This is a genomic window from Polyangium mundeleinium (genome assembly GCF_028369105.1).
Classification (GTDB): domain Bacteria; phylum Myxococcota_A; class Polyangia; order Polyangiales; family Polyangiaceae; genus Polyangium; species Polyangium mundeleinium.
Genome location: NZ_JAQNDO010000001.1, coordinates 5,035,984 through 5,051,637 on the forward strand (window position 1 = coordinate 5,035,984; position 15,654 = coordinate 5,051,637).

The 15,654-nt window shown below is 68.5% G+C and carries 17 protein-coding genes; 6 read left to right on the forward strand and 11 right to left on the reverse strand.

What is annotated here, in order from left to right; genetic code table 11:
- Positions 1–3 precede the first annotated feature (3 nt).
- Together POL67_RS20165 and POL67_RS20170 are read right to left on the reverse strand one after the other, a co-directional pair.
- Positions 4–462, reverse strand: coding sequence for a hypothetical protein (locus tag POL67_RS20165; protein WP_271919405.1), 459 nt, complete (start codon positions 460–462; stop codon positions 4–6).
- A 30-nt stretch (positions 463–492) separates the two neighbouring features.
- Entirely contained in the window at positions 493–1,605 is a 1,113-nt protein-coding gene (locus tag POL67_RS20170) for a lysylphosphatidylglycerol synthase transmembrane domain-containing protein (protein ID WP_271919406.1), read from the reverse strand.
- Positions 1,606–1,705: 100 nt separating this feature from the next.
- On the opposite strand from POL67_RS20170, the gene POL67_RS20175 reads away from it, so the two are divergent.
- Complete coding sequence (locus tag POL67_RS20175) at positions 1,706–3,082, forward strand: NHL repeat-containing protein (RefSeq protein WP_271919408.1); 1,377 nt, start codon at positions 1,706–1,708, stop codon at positions 3,080–3,082.
- A gap of 40 nt (positions 3,083–3,122) precedes the next feature.
- On the opposite strand, the gene POL67_RS20180 is transcribed toward POL67_RS20175, so the two are convergent.
- The 3 genes from POL67_RS20180 to POL67_RS20190 form a co-directional block, all read right to left on the reverse strand.
- Positions 3,123–3,752: a hypothetical protein gene (locus POL67_RS20180; RefSeq protein ID WP_271919410.1), complete on the reverse strand. Its 630-nt coding sequence runs from the start codon at positions 3,750–3,752 to the stop codon at positions 3,123–3,125.
- 122 nt (positions 3,753–3,874) lie between these two features.
- The gene (locus POL67_RS20185) at positions 3,875–4,243 is read right to left on the reverse strand and encodes a VOC family protein (protein ID WP_271919412.1); all 369 of its coding nucleotides are present in this window, start codon (positions 4,241–4,243) and stop codon (positions 3,875–3,877) included.
- 1 nt (position 4,244) lies between these two features.
- A complete protein-coding gene (locus POL67_RS20190) occupies positions 4,245–5,426 on the reverse strand; it encodes a YncE family protein (RefSeq protein WP_271919414.1) in 1,182 nt (393 codons plus the stop codon).
- Between the two features lie 283 nt (positions 5,427–5,709).
- On the opposite strand from POL67_RS20190, the gene POL67_RS20195 reads away from it, so the two are divergent.
- On the forward strand, positions 5,710–6,210 hold the full coding sequence (locus tag POL67_RS20195) for a hypothetical protein (protein ID WP_271919416.1): 501 nt from the start codon (positions 5,710–5,712) through the stop codon (positions 6,208–6,210).
- 27 nt (positions 6,211–6,237) lie between these two features.
- Here POL67_RS20195 and POL67_RS20200 read toward each other — a convergent pair whose 3' ends face one another.
- From POL67_RS20200 to POL67_RS20210, 3 genes are all read right to left on the reverse strand, one after another.
- On the reverse strand, positions 6,238–7,539 hold the full coding sequence (locus tag POL67_RS20200) for a nucleotide sugar dehydrogenase (RefSeq protein ID WP_271919418.1): 1,302 nt from the start codon (positions 7,537–7,539) through the stop codon (positions 6,238–6,240).
- A 14-nt stretch (positions 7,540–7,553) separates the two neighbouring features.
- Positions 7,554–8,282: a tyrosine-protein phosphatase gene (locus POL67_RS20205; protein WP_271930851.1), complete on the reverse strand. Its 729-nt coding sequence runs from the start codon at positions 8,280–8,282 to the stop codon at positions 7,554–7,556.
- A gap of 188 nt (positions 8,283–8,470) precedes the next feature.
- Complete coding sequence (locus tag POL67_RS20210) at positions 8,471–8,860, reverse strand: hypothetical protein (RefSeq protein ID WP_271919420.1); 390 nt, start codon at positions 8,858–8,860, stop codon at positions 8,471–8,473.
- A gap of 136 nt (positions 8,861–8,996) precedes the next feature.
- On the opposite strand from POL67_RS20210, the gene POL67_RS20215 reads away from it, so the two are divergent.
- A complete protein-coding gene (locus POL67_RS20215) occupies positions 8,997–9,404 on the forward strand; it encodes a hypothetical protein (RefSeq protein ID WP_271930854.1) in 408 nt (135 codons plus the stop codon).
- Positions 9,405–9,477: 73 nt separating this feature from the next.
- Here the strand turns inward: POL67_RS20215 and POL67_RS20220 are convergent, their stop codons facing one another.
- The gene (locus tag POL67_RS20220) at positions 9,478–10,428 is read right to left on the reverse strand and encodes a GlxA family transcriptional regulator (protein WP_271919422.1); all 951 of its coding nucleotides are present in this window, start codon (positions 10,426–10,428) and stop codon (positions 9,478–9,480) included.
- Positions 10,429–10,597: 169 nt separating this feature from the next.
- Between POL67_RS20220 and POL67_RS20225 the strand changes: the two genes are divergently transcribed.
- From POL67_RS20225 to POL67_RS20235, 3 genes are all read left to right on the forward strand, one after another.
- Positions 10,598–11,806 (forward strand): NAD(P)/FAD-dependent oxidoreductase, encoded by a 1,209-nt coding sequence (locus POL67_RS20225; protein ID WP_271919424.1) that lies wholly within the window; start codon positions 10,598–10,600, stop codon positions 11,804–11,806.
- Between the two features lie 102 nt (positions 11,807–11,908).
- Entirely contained in the window at positions 11,909–13,081 is a 1,173-nt protein-coding gene (locus POL67_RS20230) for an ArsA family ATPase (RefSeq protein WP_271919426.1), read from the forward strand.
- A 59-nt stretch (positions 13,082–13,140) separates the two neighbouring features.
- Positions 13,141–13,917: a hypothetical protein gene (locus POL67_RS20235; protein ID WP_271919428.1), complete on the forward strand. Its 777-nt coding sequence runs from the start codon at positions 13,141–13,143 to the stop codon at positions 13,915–13,917.
- Positions 13,918–13,962: 45 nt separating this feature from the next.
- Here POL67_RS20235 and POL67_RS20240 read toward each other — a convergent pair whose 3' ends face one another.
- Positions 13,963–14,538: a hypothetical protein gene (locus tag POL67_RS20240; RefSeq protein ID WP_271919430.1), complete on the reverse strand. Its 576-nt coding sequence runs from the start codon at positions 14,536–14,538 to the stop codon at positions 13,963–13,965.
- Positions 14,539–14,597: 59 nt separating this feature from the next.
- The gene (locus POL67_RS20245; protein ID WP_271919431.1) at positions 14,598–15,596 is read right to left on the reverse strand and encodes a COX15/CtaA family protein; all 999 of its coding nucleotides are present in this window, start codon (positions 15,594–15,596) and stop codon (positions 14,598–14,600) included.
- Positions 15,597–15,654 lie beyond the last annotated feature (58 nt).

Here is a 15,654-nt window from a genome sequence, read left to right on the forward strand (position 1 = left end):
CCTTCAGGGAAGGCTGCTGTCCTTGCCGTCCTTGCCGTCCTTGGCGCCGTCGTTCTCGGGCGGCGGGGCCGGGGGCTGGGGATCGGGCTTGCGGGGCGGATCGCCGTACTCGACGTGTAACTTCTTCGCGAGCGCGTCGACGATCATCCGCTCGTGGTAGCTCGGCATCGTGGCGAGCTGCACCGTGACGCGCACGACGTCCTTGCCGCTCTTCACGATCTCGATCGAGCCTGCATGCACGCGTTTTCCGCTCTCGGGGCTCGTGTACTTGAAGAGCAGGTAGCCGTGCTCGGAATCCTTCTCCGTGATCTCGAGCCCGAGATCCACGCGGACGAGGCGAACCGTGGTGCCCCAGGTCTGCTCGAAGGTGTAGGGCGACTCGTAGGCCGTGGCCGCGAGCGCCTCGCGTTCGAAGGCGGGCACGAGGACCACGCCCCCGAGGAGGAACGCGCAAAGAGCCATGCCCCAGATCCTTCGTCGCATTCCCAGCATCTACCCCAAAGCTTCGGCCTTGGGCCAGGTTTCCGGCGCCCGCCGCAAGAGCCTCATCCCGAGCCCGAGCGCGGCGAGGTGGAATCCCACCTGGGACACATACAGCACGAACACGAACGCGGCGCCGGGGCCCCGGAGCACGTCCTCGGGGAAGAACATGGCGAGGGCCATGTACGTGGCGAGCTGAAACGCGCCGAAATACCCGGGCCCCGAGGGGACGAGGATCCCGATGCCGAGGCAGCCCATGGTCACACAAGCCTCGGCCAGCGTGATCCCCGAGAGCCCCGACCCCCACGCGAGGAGCCAGACGCCCGCGGCATTGATGCTCCAGTACGCGGCCGTCTCCAGGAGGAAAGGCACGAGGTGGCGCGGCGAGGGCAAGAAGCGGATGCCCTGCGCGACACGGTCGACGATGTCGGCGACGCGCTCGCCGAGCGGCGCGGAGACGAGGCCAAAGACCTTTTGGGTCGCGCGGCGAGCGAAATCGCGGGCGAAAAAGAAGACGGCCATCGTGACGAAGGCCGAGCAAAAGAGAAAAAGCGCGCCCATGGCGGCGCTGGGCACGGCGGCGACGGGGACCTCGAGATCACCGATGTGATCGGGGAGGGGGTCGAGCGGCGTGGCGCGGCGGAGGCCGATGAAGAGGATGGTGCTGAGCGCGAGGCCATCGATGACACGCTCGGCCCCGACGCTGCCCGTCGCTTCCCACATGCGGATGGAGCTGCGGGTGGTGACGAGGTAAGGCCGGACGACCTCGCCGCTGCGGAGAGGCGAGAGGAGGATGGCGCCGAAGCCGACCCAGGAGACGGCGACGACCTCGCGGAGGGAGAGCCGGCCGAGGGGTCGGAGCAGGTGGCGCCAGCGCGCCGCGCGGAACCAGTGGACGGCGGCGAGGGAGGCCACGTAGGCGACGACGGTCCAGGGGCGGAGGAGGTCGAACGCGCCGTCCGGCGGGTAGATGGGGAGGCCGCCATCCAGGAGGATCCAGACGAGGCCGACGCCGCAGAGGAGGGAGATGGCGAGGCGGCTGCGCCAGGGGGTTTGGGGGCGTTCGGGGGCGACGCTCGGACCGGGCGTAGGTGCAGGCGGGAGAGGCTCGTCCGCGGCGGACACGGCGCGCAGGGTGGCAGGACGAACGGGCGGGGGCAAGGCGGGAGCGGAGGCGGGGGCGGGGTTCTTTGCCCTTCGTGTTCGCTTGGGCAAAGAAGCGCTCATGAGATTTCGTGGTGTGGCGCTCGGGCTCGTGGGACTTTTCGGTTACGCGTGCGGCGGCAAGTCCGCCCTCGAAGTGGACATCGGCAGCGGCGACGCCTCGTCCAGCACCGGCAGCGGCGGCGCCGGGGGCGGGAGCAGCATTGCAAGCTCGTCCAGCACGGGCGGCGGCGGCGTCGGACCTGGCGCGCCGTATGGCCTCGTGCTCTCGGGCAAACTCGCGACCTATCCCCTCGCCGTCGCGCCCGACGGCTCCGCCTGGGTGTTTGGCGGGATCACCACCGAGGAAGTCCCCGGCGACACGGTATGGGAGAGTGCCTGGATCACGAAGCTCGATCCCTATGGCAACATCGTGTTCAAAGGGACCATCGACGGCCCGGACATCGACGTCGAGCCCATCGCCATCAAGACCGACGCGGAAGGCAACGTGCTCTTCTCCGGGTATGCGAAGCGCAAGCCGGCGTCGCAGGCGGACCTCGATTTTTGGGGGAACAAGTTCCAGACCTACGAGGAGGCTCCGTTCGTCGTGCGCCTCGATCCCAGCGGAAACATTCGATGGGCCTACGTCACCGACAGCCAGCAGACCCCCAGCGATCCGCCCGCGTATCGCTTCAACGACGTCGGCGCCGACGGCAAGGGCAACGTGTATATCGCCGCTTGGATTTCGAGCCCGTTCGTGTCGGACCAGACCGACTCCGAGGTGTCGATTCGATCGCCCGGCGAAGCCATGCTCCTGGACACACACACGATGCCGGCGATGAAAACCGTGTTCTGGAAGATCGACGTGGAGCCGAATGGGGACTTCTGGCTCGCGCGCTCCTCGTATTATCAAAAAGCACGGGTGCAAAAGTTCAAAAAATGGGGGGAGCTGGAGCTCGAGGTGACCGAGAGCGTCTGCTGGGTCGACGCGTTCGCCTTCGCGCCCGACGGCAAAGAAGGATACTTCATGGCCCGCGCAGAGGACCCCGCGGAGCATTGTTATTCCTCCCTCCAGCACCACTCACCCGACGGGAGCAGCGATTGGTTCGTCGAGGGAGAAGAATTCTACGCCGTCCACACGACGCTCACGAAGAGCGCCCCTGGACGCGCATGGCTGGCCCTTGGGCTCGAAGGGACCATGAACATCAACGGGTCGACGCTCACAGGCCAGTCTTATGAAGACATCACCGTCGCCGAGATCGACGAGCAAGGGACTTTCTTGCAATCCGCGACGTACGGAGGGCCCGGGGAGGATTACGCTGTTCAAATCGCGCTCGACAGCGAAGGCCGTCGGTACATGGCCGGTTATTTCACGAGCCAGATCGACTTCGGACAAGGCGCGCTCGTGAACGACAGCGGCCAGCCGCGCGCCATCTTCGTGACCCGCTTGGATCCCTGAGGACGCCCGCGCGAGGCGGTCGAGCCGCAAGGCGTGGTCGTTACGGCTTCGCCGGGCTCAAGAATTGCCAGATCGCGGCGAATGTGACGATGAGGATGCCCCACATGGCGAGGAGCGAGGCGCCGAGAATGGCGAGGACCTCGAGCCATCCGAGCGACTTGGGGGCGACGATCTCCGCGTCCAGCCTATCCGCCTCCGCCTGCGCGGCGTCCGCGCGCGCCATGAAAAGGCCCCACAGGAACGGGGAGAGGGCGAGGTTCAGCACGGGCACGAGCTGGACGAGGCAAGCCACGAACGCGAGCGTCGACGGGACCTCGACCGAGCGCGCATGAACCCGCTTCAGGCGACGCTCGATGGCGCCACAGAGACCCGTATTGGCGACGAAGAGCCAGTAGATGCCGTAGACGGGGATGAACAGCTTCCAGACCGCCTGGTCCGGCTCGATGCGCTGGCCGTCGTAGGCCTGACGTTGCGGCTTGGGAATACGCGCCCAGGTTTGATGAAGCCAGGAGAGCCCGAGGGTCATCCCCACGATGCCGAGGGCCGGCTCCAGGAAGGCCCAAGGGGGGTATTGCCGCAAGACGAACCCATAGCCCGCGACGAGCAGGGCGATCCGCACGAGCAGAAGGCCGACATAAGCACGCGTGAGGGGGGACCATCGACCGATCATGACTGCGCTTCCGCCGCACGATTGGCCCCCATCTTGGAGACTCTGCTCATGGTACCTCCCTGTCGAAGGTGGCTTCTGTAACACAGTGAGGGTGGGCAGAGGAACAGGTGAGGAGACCGATCTCAGCAGGTCACCTCGAACAGGTGCCCATTCTCGTCCACGAAGTACACCCGGCCTGCGCCGCCGAGAGGGTCGTCCGTCTTCCCATTGCGGGGATCCTCCGGATCGTTGCCGAAAGACATGCCGCGCGCTTCGAGCCGCTTCACGACCTCGGCGAACCTTGTTTCGTCGACGCGAAAGGCGACGTGGTCCGGGTGGACGGTCGTGGCTGGGTTGAAGAGCAGGAAGGCTCCGTGGTCGAGGTCGATTCGATACATGTCGTCGTCGGCGCCTTCGACCGTCGGCGCGGCGGCTCCCAGGATCGCGGCGAGGGTTTCGGCCGACGCGCGCGCGTCCCGAGCGGCCAGACCGATGTGATCGACTTTGAGCATTTCAACCTCCGGTTTTTTCCTTGGCAGGAACGTTGCCGGGATTCTCCGGCGGGGTCTCGTCGAAGATGCTCGTGCGCCAGGCGAAGACGGCTTCTTTGCCGCGGTCGGCCCAGAAGATCGTGTCCCCTTCGACGGCGACGCCGCAGGCTCGTTTTGCCTCCGGGGCGTGTACGCGGACGACCGCTCCGGTCGTGACGTCGATGCGAGAGAGCGTGTCGTCGCCGTCTGCCCAGTAATAGTAGCGCCCGCTCGCGAATGCGCCGTTTCCCCGGTCGCCGTAGGTTCTGATCGGGAAACGTTTTTGCTCCTTCATGCCGTCGGCGGAGACCACGATGACGGCTTCCGTTGTGCGGACGAGCCAACCGCCTGGGAAGGCGCTGCCGTCCGAGGGCATTTCGCCGAGCGGTATCCCGCGGGTCGTCTTTCGCGTGGCGAGGTCGGTGAGCGTGATTTCCCAGCTCCGGTCGGCCCACGCGAGGGTCCGCGCGTCTGCGGCGATGAGCCAGGGCTGCTCCTTGTCCGGCAAGATGGCCTCGCCTGCGGGGTGCGCCTCGTCGACGCGGAGCGCGCCGCCCTTGCCGAAACGATCGGAGACGAACACGCTCGTCGGCGAGGCGATCACGCCGAGGTAGTTCCGATCCTTTGCGCCAATCACGGACGGCTTGGAGGACGTGCCTTCGCGGTAGGACCAGAGCCAATCGGGATGCGCCCCCGAGCGCGCCCCCCCGGTGCACGGCGCGCCGGTCCAGTAAAGGGTCTCGCCCTGCGCGGTCAGGCCGTAGGGGCGGTAGTCGAGCGCGGCGAGCGTGACCTTTTTGCCTTCGTGTCTCGACGTCCGCGTGAGCGCGCCGCCGGCCTCGTCGCACATGAGGGCGGCACCATAGGCGCCCGAGCCGCTCGGCGTAGGGGGAGGCGCGGAATGCCGATCGTGGATTTCGAGCCAGTAGACATGCGTCGGGGTCGCCACGAGGTCGCAGTGCCCGCTGTCGAATGAGCCCAGGCGCAGCGGCATCGACGGCGCGGGCGGCGGCTTTGCGGGAGGGGCGGGGGCCGCGGGCGGAGGGGCCGCGGGGGGCGGGGCCATCACCACGGTCGGCGCCGCGGCGGGCGCAGGTGTTTCTGCATGGCAGCTCGAAAGCGCGGCGACGCCGAGCGCGAGCAAGCCGAGGGGGATTCGTGTCACCCGCGGCAGGGTAGCGGCTTCCCGGTTCCGGGGATAGGCAGAGGGGGCAGAAGGGGGAGGTGGGCTGGGAGGTAGGACACGGGTTTCCGATTGAAAACAAGCGGGCTGGCGTACGTGTTAGCGTGTGCTCATGCGCCGCTTCGCACGCGTTCCTTTCCACGTCTTCGTCGCCGTCTCGGCGGGAGCTTTCGGATGTGCCTCGAGCGCTCCGCGACCGGGCGCGGAGGGGAACGAGCCGCCCGCGAAGGCGGCAACCGCGAAGGCGGTAGCGGAGGTAACGACGGTGCCGCTCGAGGAGGGCTGCCCCGCCGCCGAGCCCAAGGAGCTCGGCGCCTGCGACACCGCCGGTCGCCTCTGTACGTATGCCTCGTCCCAGGGATGCGGGACCGTATACGATTGCCACCTCGGGACGTGGCGCGTGGCCCTCCCCGTGGCGTGCACGGACGCGCATCGGGACGGCGCTTGCGCCCCGGAGCCGGAGCGGGAGCGCGCTCCGGCGACGCCGCTCGAGAAAAGCCCTGTGTGCCTCTATTCCGGAGCCACAGCGTGCACCTACAACCTCGACATGCCGCCGCAGCCGTGCAGCGGCGTGCCCCGGCAGGCGCCGCCGCTCAAGTTCGTGTGGCGCTGCCAAGGATTGACCTCCGGCGGATGTGGTGCTGGTTTCGCCGAAGGCGAGCGCTGCGCGCCCGAGGGCGCGTCCTGCGGGACGACGTGCTGCGGGAAGAGCGCGCTTTGCTCGGGTGGGAAGTGGCACGTCACGGAGCACGGCTGCCCGCCGTAGCCCGCGCGGGCGTGTGGCAGGGTCGAGCTAGAGCCGCACGACCTTCGTCTTGTCGCCCTCGACCTTGCGGAGCGCATCACGCGTGTCGACCACGAGCTTCGCCTCGCGGAGGATCCGCGCATAATCGACCGACGCGTGATCCGTCACGATCACGACCGCATCGTATTCGCCGTACGCCACGTTGTTCGGCTCCGATTTCATCACGATGCCGCCTTCGTCGCATTCAGCCACGTACGGATCGTGATACCGCACGTCGGCGCCGAGCTCCTGGAGCTGGTGGATGATGTCGAACGCCGGCGACTCGCGGTAATCGGCCACGTCGCGCTTGTACGCCACGCCGCTCACCAGGATCTTCGATCCATTCGCCGCCTTGCGCTCGCCGTTGAGCGCCTGTTGCACGAGGTGCACGACGTATTCAGGCATCCCGCTGTTGATCGTGTCGGCGAGCTCGATGAAGCGCGCCTGGTACTTCAGCGTCCGCATCCGCCACGAGAGGTAGAGCGGGTCGATCGGAATGCAGTGGCCGCCGAGGCCCGGGCCCGGGAAGAAGGGCATGAAGCCAAACGGCTTCGTCGCTGCCGCCCGGATGACCTCCCAGACGTCGATGCCGAGCTTGCGGCTCATCAGCGCGACCTCGTTCACGAGGCCGATGTTGACCGCGCGGAACGTGTTCTCCAGGAGCTTGACCATTTCGGCCGCGTCGGTGCTCGACACCGGGACCACGGTCTCGATGATCTTGCCATAGAGCGCCATCGCGACTTCGAGGCAGCCGGGCGTCGCGCCGCCGAGGACCTTCGGCGTGTTGCGCGTGCCATACGTCTTGTTGCCAGGGTCGACGCGCTCGGGACTGAAGGCAATGAAGACGTCCTTGCCGAGCTCGTAGCGGCCAGCCGTGAGCTTCGGGACCAGGACCTCGCGCGTCGTGCCCGGGTACGTCGTCGACTCGAGCACGATGAGCATGTTCGAGTGCTGGTGCTCCGCAATCTCGTCGCTCGCCGACAGGATGAAGCGCATGTCGGGGTCTTTGGTCTTGTTGAGCGGCGTCGGGACGCAGACGACAATCGCGTCGGCCGAGCCAAGGACGTCAGGGTCGGTCGTGGCGCGGAGGCGGCCCGCCGCGACGTGCGGCGCGAGCGCCGAGGACGGGATGTCGCCGATGTACGAAACGCCTTGGCCGAGCAGCCGAACCTTCTCGCGATCCTTGTCGTAGCCGGTGACGGAGAAGCCGGCTTGAGCGAACTCCACGACGAGCGGCAGCCCGACGTAGCCAATGCCCACGACGACGATGTGCGCGCTACGATCCTCGATCTTCTTGAGAAGCTCCTGCACGATGCCTGTCCCTTTCACGAGTCGACCCGGCCCTCCAGGATGGAAAGCGGTCCTTCGATCAGCATGTCGCGTGCCTCCGCCGCGCCGAGCGCGCGGTGCAGGTGTTCGATGCCCGCAGCGACGTCCTCGACGTCCCCCGGGCGATGGGCGTCGCTGCACGCCGCGTAGTAGTAGCCCTCTTCCAGGAGCGTCTCCGCGCACTTGCGTGTCGCCCGTCCGTACTTGCCAACGAGCGAAGCGATGTCGAGCAGAAGGACGACGCCGCCGTCGAGCAGCGGATCGAGCACAGTGCGGTCGTTCCAGACGGGTTCGTACCGCTCGGGGTGCGCGAGGACAGGGCGGAGCTTTTTCTTGCGGCGGAGGTCGGCGAAGCGAGACGCAAGGCGCGCAGGGAAGGCGCGCGGGGAGAGCTCGACCAGGACAGCACGCTCGCCAGGGTAGGGGAGGGCGTCGCCGCGCATGAGGCGCTCGTAGACGACGTCGTCGAAGAAGTGTTCCGACGAGAGCGCGAGCTCAGGCAAGCCGGGCACATCCGCGAGGGCCTGCCGCGTGGCCTCGTAAGCGCGCGCGAGGTCGCCCTTGGTGTTGTCGAACATCCCAGGGCGCATGTGCGGCGTGGCAACGACCTTGCCGAACCCCGCACCCGCGAGGCCCATGAGCAAGGCGCGGCTGTCCGCGACGGTCTTCACGCCGTCGTCGATGCCAACCACCCAGTGGCAGTGAAGGTCGATGTACCCCGTCATCACGCGCCGCGCGAACCTAGCAGTTTTTGAGGAGGGCGCGCGCGCACAGCGTCTCGCCGGGGTTTCACCCCGGGCCCGACGAGGGGCTATCCGCCCCTCGACCCGGACCAGGCACGGCCTGGACCGAGGGTGCATCGACCGCGATGCGGTCGATGCAGAGAAGAGTGGAAGGGCTGTGGAGCCCCCTCTCAGAGGGCGCGGGTGAGGATCTTCGCGATTTCGAGATCCGTCAGGCAGCCGTCGGAGCCCTTGGCGAAGACACACGCGAGGGTGACGACGCTGTTGTCGAGCACGACGGAAGGGGCGCCCTCCTTCTGGTTCGTGACGACGATGCGCTTGACGCCGTCGCGGACGGCCTCCTTGCCAAGCTCGTCGACGCAGATGACGCGGAAGGCGTTGGCGAGCTTGCGGACGCCGAGGTGCTGGACGTTCTTCAGCGCAGCCTCGTCCGTCTCGAAGGTCGGCCAGTCGACGTCGACGACGATGGGGGCGCCCGCGACGTCCTGGATGTCTTTTTGCTCGCCCGGAAGCCAGGACTCCTTCGCTTCCTTGATGAGCCGCTTTTCGATGAGTCCCATGGAAACCGCCTCCGTTCGAACGCGTGACGATCACGCCGGGGGCGGAGCATACAGGAACGGGATCTCGCCGGAAAGTGGACCCCAGCGCGGCGAACGGGCGACCATTTCCCGCGAAGGAGGTTCTCTCTTGTCGAGGATGGATCCCACCGAGGCCCCGCCGCCGTCGCTCGGAGCCGAGCGCCGCAGGCGGAGGAGCGAAGACCCGATCACGGCGCTGCACTACCAGCTCTCGGTCGCGCGCAGCGAAGGGAAGCTCGAGGCCCTCGTGCTCGTCGACGATCGAGGCTGCCTCGTCGCAGGCGCCGGCTCATGGCCCGTCTGCGAGGAGCTCGCCGCCTACGCGCCGCTGCTCGCCGAGCCCGACCTGCCCACATCCGCAGCCGTCGGCACACGGATCGCCGATCTCTCGCGCGAGGTGCTCGTGCGCGCGCTCCCCCTCGGCACGGCCGAGGCGCTGCTTGCGGTGCGTGGAGGAGGGGAGGACCGGTCGGCCTTCATCGCCCGCGCAGCCGCAGGCTGCCGGCGGATCTTGCAGGCGGCCTGAGCCGCCCACCGCCGTCCCGAAATCGTCAAGAAAAATCGCTTCGCATGGGAGCCACGCGAAGACGTGGTCTCCCTCATCGTGAGAATCTGCGGCGGTACTCCGTCGGCGACACCGCGAGGTGCCGCTGGAAGGTCATCCGCATCCGCTCCACGTCGCCGAATCCACACTGCCGCGCGATCTCGTCGACGTTCCGCTCCGACGCCTCCAGCAGCCGTCGCGCCGCCGCGAGCCGGAACACCTCCATCGCCTTCGCCGGCGTTCTCCCCGTCTTCTGCTTGTAGACCCGCGCAAAGTTCCGCGGGCTCATCCCCGCCCTCTTCGCGAGCTGCTCCACCGTCAGATCCTCGCGGCCGAGGTGCTCGGCGATCCACTGGTGCAAGTCGTCGAAGCCCGCGTGGTCGTCTGCCTGCGCTTGCAGCACCTCGCTGAACTGCGACTGTCCGCCCGGTCGCTTCAAGAAGACCACGAGATCCCGCGCGACCTTCATCGCGATGTCACGCCCGCAGTCCGCCTCCACCAGCGCCAGGGAGAGGTCGATCCCCGCCGTCACGCCCGCCGACGTCCACACCGGCCCCTCCTGCACGTAGATCGCGTCCGGCTCGACCTTGATCGAGGGAAACCGCCGCTTCAGCAGGTCACACATCGCCCAGTGCGTCGCCGCGCGTTTGCCCTGGAGGAGCCCCGCCTGCGCCAGCAAGAACGTCCCGCTGCACACCGAGGCCGTTCGCCGCACCTTGCGGGACATCGCGGAGAGCCACGCCACCAGATCCGCGGAGCCCTCCAGCGCCTGCTCGATCGCCGGCGCGCCAGGCACGATCAGCGTGTCCACCTCGTGGTCCGCGAACGCCGAGAGCGGCAGCGTGTCGAGCTCCACGCCCTCCGCCGAGGGCACGAGCCCGCCCCCGAGGCTCACCGTCCGCCGCACGTACCCGGGCAGCCCACGTTCCTCCGCGTACCGCGACGCGGACCAGAACGCGGTCTGTGGCCCGGTCATGTCGAGCAGCCCCATGCCGGGAAACGCCACGAACAGGAGGAGCCGAGGCTGGCACGTGGACGTTGGCAGAAAATCAGGGATCAATGGCATGCCCGCGGCGTCCCTCTCGACCTACGCCCTAGGACGATAGCGTGCTCCGGCCTTCCGCACCTCCAGCGCGAAGGCTGGGTTCGCCTGAACGAGAGGAACAAAAGGCAGCATGTCGAAGAAAGTATTGATCGTCGGCGCCGGCTTCGCTGGCGTATGGGGCGCCCTCGCCGCCGCGCGGCTGCTCGACGAGCAGGGCAAGACGGGCGCGGACGTCGAGATCACCCTCATCTCGCCCAAACCCGCCCTCGACATCCGCCCGCGGCTCTATGAGCCCTCTCCGCAGGACATGAGCGCGCCCCTCCTGCCGCTGCTCGAGGCCATCGGCGTCCGGTTCGTCGAGGGCTCCGTCGCGGAGATCCGGAGCGGCGCAAAGGAGGTGGACGTGCTCACCACGGACGGCGGTAGGCTCACGCTGCCGTATGACCGGCTCCTGCTCACGAGCGGCAGCAAGCTCTTCCGCCCGCCTGTCCCCGGCCTGGAGGAGCATGCCTTTTCGGTGGATCAGGTCGAGGACGCCGTCGAGCTCGACAAGCACCTCGCGAGCCTCGCCGGCCTGCCCGCGTCACCCGCGCGCAATACGGTCGTGGTCGTGGGAGGTGGCTTCACGGGGCTCGAGCTCGCGACCGAGCTGCCCCAGCGCTTGCGCGCGGTCCTCGGCGCGGAGGCAAAGGTTTCGGTCGTCCTCGTCGACAGGGCCGCGGAGGTCGGCGCGGGCCTCGGCGCGAATCCACGTCCCGCCATTGCGGAGGCGCTCGGCTCTCTCGGCGTGGACTTCCGGGGCGGCGCGGGTGTCGCGGCCATCGATGCCACGGGCGTCGTGACCGCCGCAGGAACACGCATCGACGCCGGCACCGTCGTCTGGACCGGCGGCATGCGCGCCAGCAGCTTGACCGCGCAGGTCTCTTCCTCGCTCGATCCGCTCGGCCGCGTCGAGGTCACGCCGGACCTGCGCGTCGTCGGCACCGATCACGTCTTCGCCGCGGGCGACGTCGCGCACGCGCGCTCCGATGATCAGGGCAACTACGCCCTCATGTCCTGCCAGCACGCGATCTTCATGGGCCGCTTCGGCGGGCACAACGCCGTGGCCGATCTGCTCGGCCTTCCGACCCTCGAATATCGCCAGGTCTTCTACGCCACCTGCCTCGATCTCGGGGAATGGGGGGCCGTCTACACGGAAGGCTGGGACCGTCAGGTCAAGCTCACCGGCGCCGAGGGGAAGGAGCGCAAGCGGATGATCAACACCGCCTGGATCTATCCCCCCGCTCCGATCCGCGCCGAAGCCCTCGCCGCCGGCAACCCGCAGATCACCTTCGGCTGAACCTCGCGAGGGGCTCTCCCGCAGGTCGCCGGCAGATCTTGCGGGCGGCCTCCGCGCTTTCCGTCATCCCCGAACCTCCCGAGCCGTGCTAAAGGGCGCCCCGTGGCAGCTTCGGATTCTCGTTCGTCCTCGCCCGGCGGGCTCGGCAAGCTCCTCGATTCGCGGCGGGTCCTCCTCGTCGTCGGCTGCGGCGGGGTCGGCAAGACGACGACCACGGCGGCGCTCGGTCTCGCGGCAGCACGTCGCGGCAAGCGCGTGCTCTGCTTGACGATCGACCCGGCGCGGCGCCTCTCGCAGAGCCTCGGCATCGAGGAGATGAAGACCGAGGCGCAGACGATCGATCCGGCCCTCTTCGCGCAGGCGGGTGTACCGGTCACGGGCTCGATGACCGTGATGATGCTGGACACGAAGAGCACGTTCGACTCGCTCGTCCGAGAGCTCGCGCCCTCCGTCGAGCAGCGCGATCGCATCCTGAACAACGTGCTCTACAAGTACATCTCGACGTCGCTCGCCGGTACCCAGGAGTACATGGCGATGGAGAAGCTCTACGCGACGAAGGGCGATCCGAGCTACGACCTGATCCTGCTCGATACGCCGCCGACGCCCAACGCGCTCGACTTCCTCGACGCGCCGGAGCGGCTCGTGGGCGCGATCGACAGCGCCGCGACGCGGTGGCTCGTGCAGGCCGTGCAGAGCTCGGGGAAGTTTTCGCTCAACGTGCTCGCGAAGGGCGCAGCCGCGATCGTGCGGGGCATCGGAAAGGTGTCGGGCAGCGGGTTCTTGGAGCAGATGGCGGCGTTCATCGCGGAGATCAACTCGGTCTTCGGCGGGTGGAAGAAACGCGCGGACGCCGTGAGCACGGCGCTGCGCGGGCCCGACGTGGCCTACGTGCTCGTGACGACACCGGACCCGCTCGCCGTGCGCGAGGTGATGTTCTTCGCGGACCGGCTGCGCGAGCAGGACATGCGGCGCGACGCGTTCGTGGTGAACCGCGTGCACCCGACGTACGGGCGCGTGCCGGACGCGGCGGAGGTGGAGGCGGCCCTTTCGCGGAGCGCGATCTCGCTCGGGCCAGACGCGCCGGCGAGGCTCCGGCGCGCGGCGGAGGACGAGAGCCGCATGGGCAAGCTCGACGCGCTGCACCTCGTGGGGCTCGAGGCGGCGCTGGAAGACGAGGCCTCGGGCGGGAGCCTGCTCGCGCACGTGCCGGCGTTCCCCTACGACATCCACGATCTGGAGCGGCTCTCGCGGATCGCCGAGGTCCTCGCGCCCTAGTGCGCGGAGGGACGCTTCTGCGTGTTCCGCCCGGGCCGTCCTCGTGGCATGGTCGGGGCATGGATCGAGGCGGCAAGAGGCTTTCGCGTACGCGCTGGGCGTTCCTTTCGCTCGTCGGAGCGCCGCTCCTGTTCGCGTGGCTCTCGGGCGCAGCCGGGTGCACCGAGGAGGACGGACTGGAGCCGCGGCCCGGCTTCCCCGGCGATAGCTGCACCAAGACGGACGATTGCGCGGTGCCGCTGCGCTGCATCAGCAACGTCTGCGTGGTGCCGGGCGGATCAGGCGGCGGCGACGGCGGCGTCGATCCCGACGCCTTCGGCCCCGGCCCCGGGCCAAGCGCCGACGCAGGCCCCTGGAGCCAGTGCGACGAGTGCCTGGAGGGGACCTGCGGGCAGGCCGAGAAGGCATGTGGTCCCGATTGTCGCTCCATCGAGGCGTGCATCGAGACGGTGTGCGTGAACCTCAGCGACTCGCCGCAGGACGAGAGCGCATGCTTCCTGTACTGCCAGGACCGCTTCCCGGCCGGAAAGGATCAGCACCTCGCCGTCGTGAACTGCGCGCAGGAGGTGAAGTGCTCGCCGCCCTGCACGTTCTACCCGCAGGACTATGAGCTCTGCCGGACGTTCATGAACAACGGCGATTGCACGGGCTACCTGAAGGCATGCGAAGCCGACGCGCGGTGCGGGGTGTACCGCGATTGCGTGAAGTTCTGCACCTCGATCGGGGACTGCACCGCCTGCGACGACTCCGCCGACGGGACCGAGGGGCGGAAGCTGCTCGAAGCCTACGAGCAGTGTGTCGCAGGGGAATGCATGACGGAGTCGTGGATTCCTTGAGGTGAAGCGCAGAGCTGGGGCGTTGCCCCAGCTCCGCGCCTCCCGTCAGGGGCAGTTCGGGTTTGCGGCTTCGACGACGGCGCAGTACTCGGGCGCGCCGTCGCTCATGCAGATCGTCTTGCAGGTCTGGCAGAAGACGCAGGAGTCGAGGGCCTCGAACTTCTGGAGCGCGCCTGCGGGCGTGTTGAGGTCCTGCGCACACTTGAGCGTGCAGCAGCCGCCGTCCGTGCTGAGCGCGCAGTTGTCGTAGGAGCAATCGGCGAGGGCCTTGCAGGCGGCGTCGGCGACGCAGGCGTCTGCGAGCGCCTTGCACTCGTTTGCGTACGCGCCCGTGGTGTTGTTCGTGCAGTCGCTGCAGACCGAGTAGCTGCCGCTGCCGCCGCTGCCGGAGGAGCTCGACGAACTGCCGCCGCTGCCGGAGGAGCTCGACGAGCCGCCGCCCGCGGAGCTCGACGAGCCGCCGCCTGCGGAGCTCGACGAGCTGCTGCCCGAGGAGCTCGAAGACGAACCGTTGCCGGAGCCGCCCGCGCCACCCGAGCCGCCCGTATCGTCACCGCATCCCACGGACACGAACAAAGAGCCGAGCGCTGCGAGCCCGAGCGCGTACAAACCAAGCCTCATCGTCTGTCTCCCTTCCAAGCGTGAGCCACGCGCCGTCCGCGCGGTGGAATGGAGGCATCCTACCGCGGAGGCGTCTCCTTCGGGCGCGCGAACTCGTCCGTGAGACCCGACCAAGGCAGAGCCGCGTCTGATCCCGCAGGCTCGGACGAAGCGGCCTCGGGGGCTTCGGCGAAGGACCACGCCGTGAGCACGACGAGCGCCATCCACACGAGATCGGCGAGCAGGAGGTGCACGAGCTGCATCGCCACGGGCGCGAGGAGGAAGAGGTTCAGAAAGCCCGCGCCGATCTGCACGATCACGAGCGCCGACACGAGCCGCGCGGGCTTGAGCAGCGCTGGGCGTTGCGACGCGACGAAGCCCGTCGCGAAGAGCAAGTACGCCGCCACCACGCCGGCCACGATCGGGTGGTAGACGCGGAGCTGCACGAACACGTGCGCGGCCTGCGACACGTCCGCGGCGAGGCCTTCGCTCAGCGTCTTTGCGGGGAAGAGCGTGTCGCCGAGGGCCGCGATCGCGCCCGTCACGCCGACGGCCACGACGCCGAGGAGGCCACCGCCGAGCACGTAGGTCGGCGTGCCCGAGGAGCGACGCGGCAAGGGGCCGCCCGAGGCCCAGAGCACCGTGAGCGTCATCGCTGCGACGAGCAGGAACGTGTTGATCAGATGCGCGCTCATCCAGTAGCCACGCGCGATCGACGTGTCGCCCGCGACGCGCTCGAAGAGGACGATGCCCGCGCCGACGGCCGCTTCGGTGACCATGAAGAACATCGACGCGACCGCGCCGAACCGCACCGCGTGCCGGCGTGGGAAGGCGCGGAAGGCCCACACGAGCTGGAGCAACGTGAGCAGGAAGGCGACCCCCGAGGTGAGCCGATGCGTGTACTCGATCAGGGTCTTCACGCTGGGCGCGCGGGGAATGACCTCGCCGTTGCAGGTGGGCCAGTGGCTCCCGCAGCCCGCGCCCGCGCCGGTGGCGCGGACGTAGGCGCCCCAGAGGATCACGCCGAGCGTGGCGGCGAGCGTCGCCCACGCGACCCGGCGAAACGAACCTTGCGACATGCCCCCCGTTCTAGGGCCGGCCGGGCGTCCAGGCGAGCGCCTTTCATCCTCTCGACGC

Excerpts from the sequence above, each read along its gene's own strand:
- POL67_RS20205 (WP_271930851.1), bottom strand. The coding sequence starts at position 8,282 with ATGACGGGGTACATCGACCTTCACTGCCACTGGGTGGTTGGCATCGAC.
- POL67_RS20245 (WP_271919431.1), bottom strand. The coding sequence starts at position 15,596 with ATGTCGCAAGGTTCGTTTCGCCGGGTCGCGTGGGCGACGCTCGCCGCC.
- POL67_RS20210 (WP_271919420.1), bottom strand. The coding sequence starts at position 8,860 with ATGGGACTCATCGAAAAGCGGCTCATCAAGGAAGCGAAGGAGTCCTGG.
- POL67_RS20165 (WP_271919405.1), bottom strand. The coding sequence starts at position 462 with ATGGCTCTTTGCGCGTTCCTCCTCGGGGGCGTGGTCCTCGTGCCCGCC.
- POL67_RS20215 (WP_271930854.1), top strand. The coding sequence starts at position 8,997 with ATGGATCCCACCGAGGCCCCGCCGCCGTCGCTCGGAGCCGAGCGCCGC.
- POL67_RS20225 (WP_271919424.1), top strand. The coding sequence starts at position 10,598 with ATGTCGAAGAAAGTATTGATCGTCGGCGCCGGCTTCGCTGGCGTATGG.
- POL67_RS20180 (WP_271919410.1), bottom strand. The coding sequence starts at position 3,752 with ATGATCGGTCGATGGTCCCCCCTCACGCGTGCTTATGTCGGCCTTCTG.
- POL67_RS20240 (WP_271919430.1), bottom strand. The coding sequence starts at position 14,538 with ATGAGGCTTGGTTTGTACGCGCTCGGGCTCGCAGCGCTCGGCTCTTTG.
- POL67_RS20175 (WP_271919408.1), top strand. The coding sequence starts at position 1,706 with ATGAGATTTCGTGGTGTGGCGCTCGGGCTCGTGGGACTTTTCGGTTAC.
- POL67_RS20185 (WP_271919412.1), bottom strand. The coding sequence starts at position 4,243 with ATGCTCAAAGTCGATCACATCGGTCTGGCCGCTCGGGACGCGCGCGCG.
- POL67_RS20235 (WP_271919428.1), top strand. The coding sequence starts at position 13,141 with ATGGATCGAGGCGGCAAGAGGCTTTCGCGTACGCGCTGGGCGTTCCTT.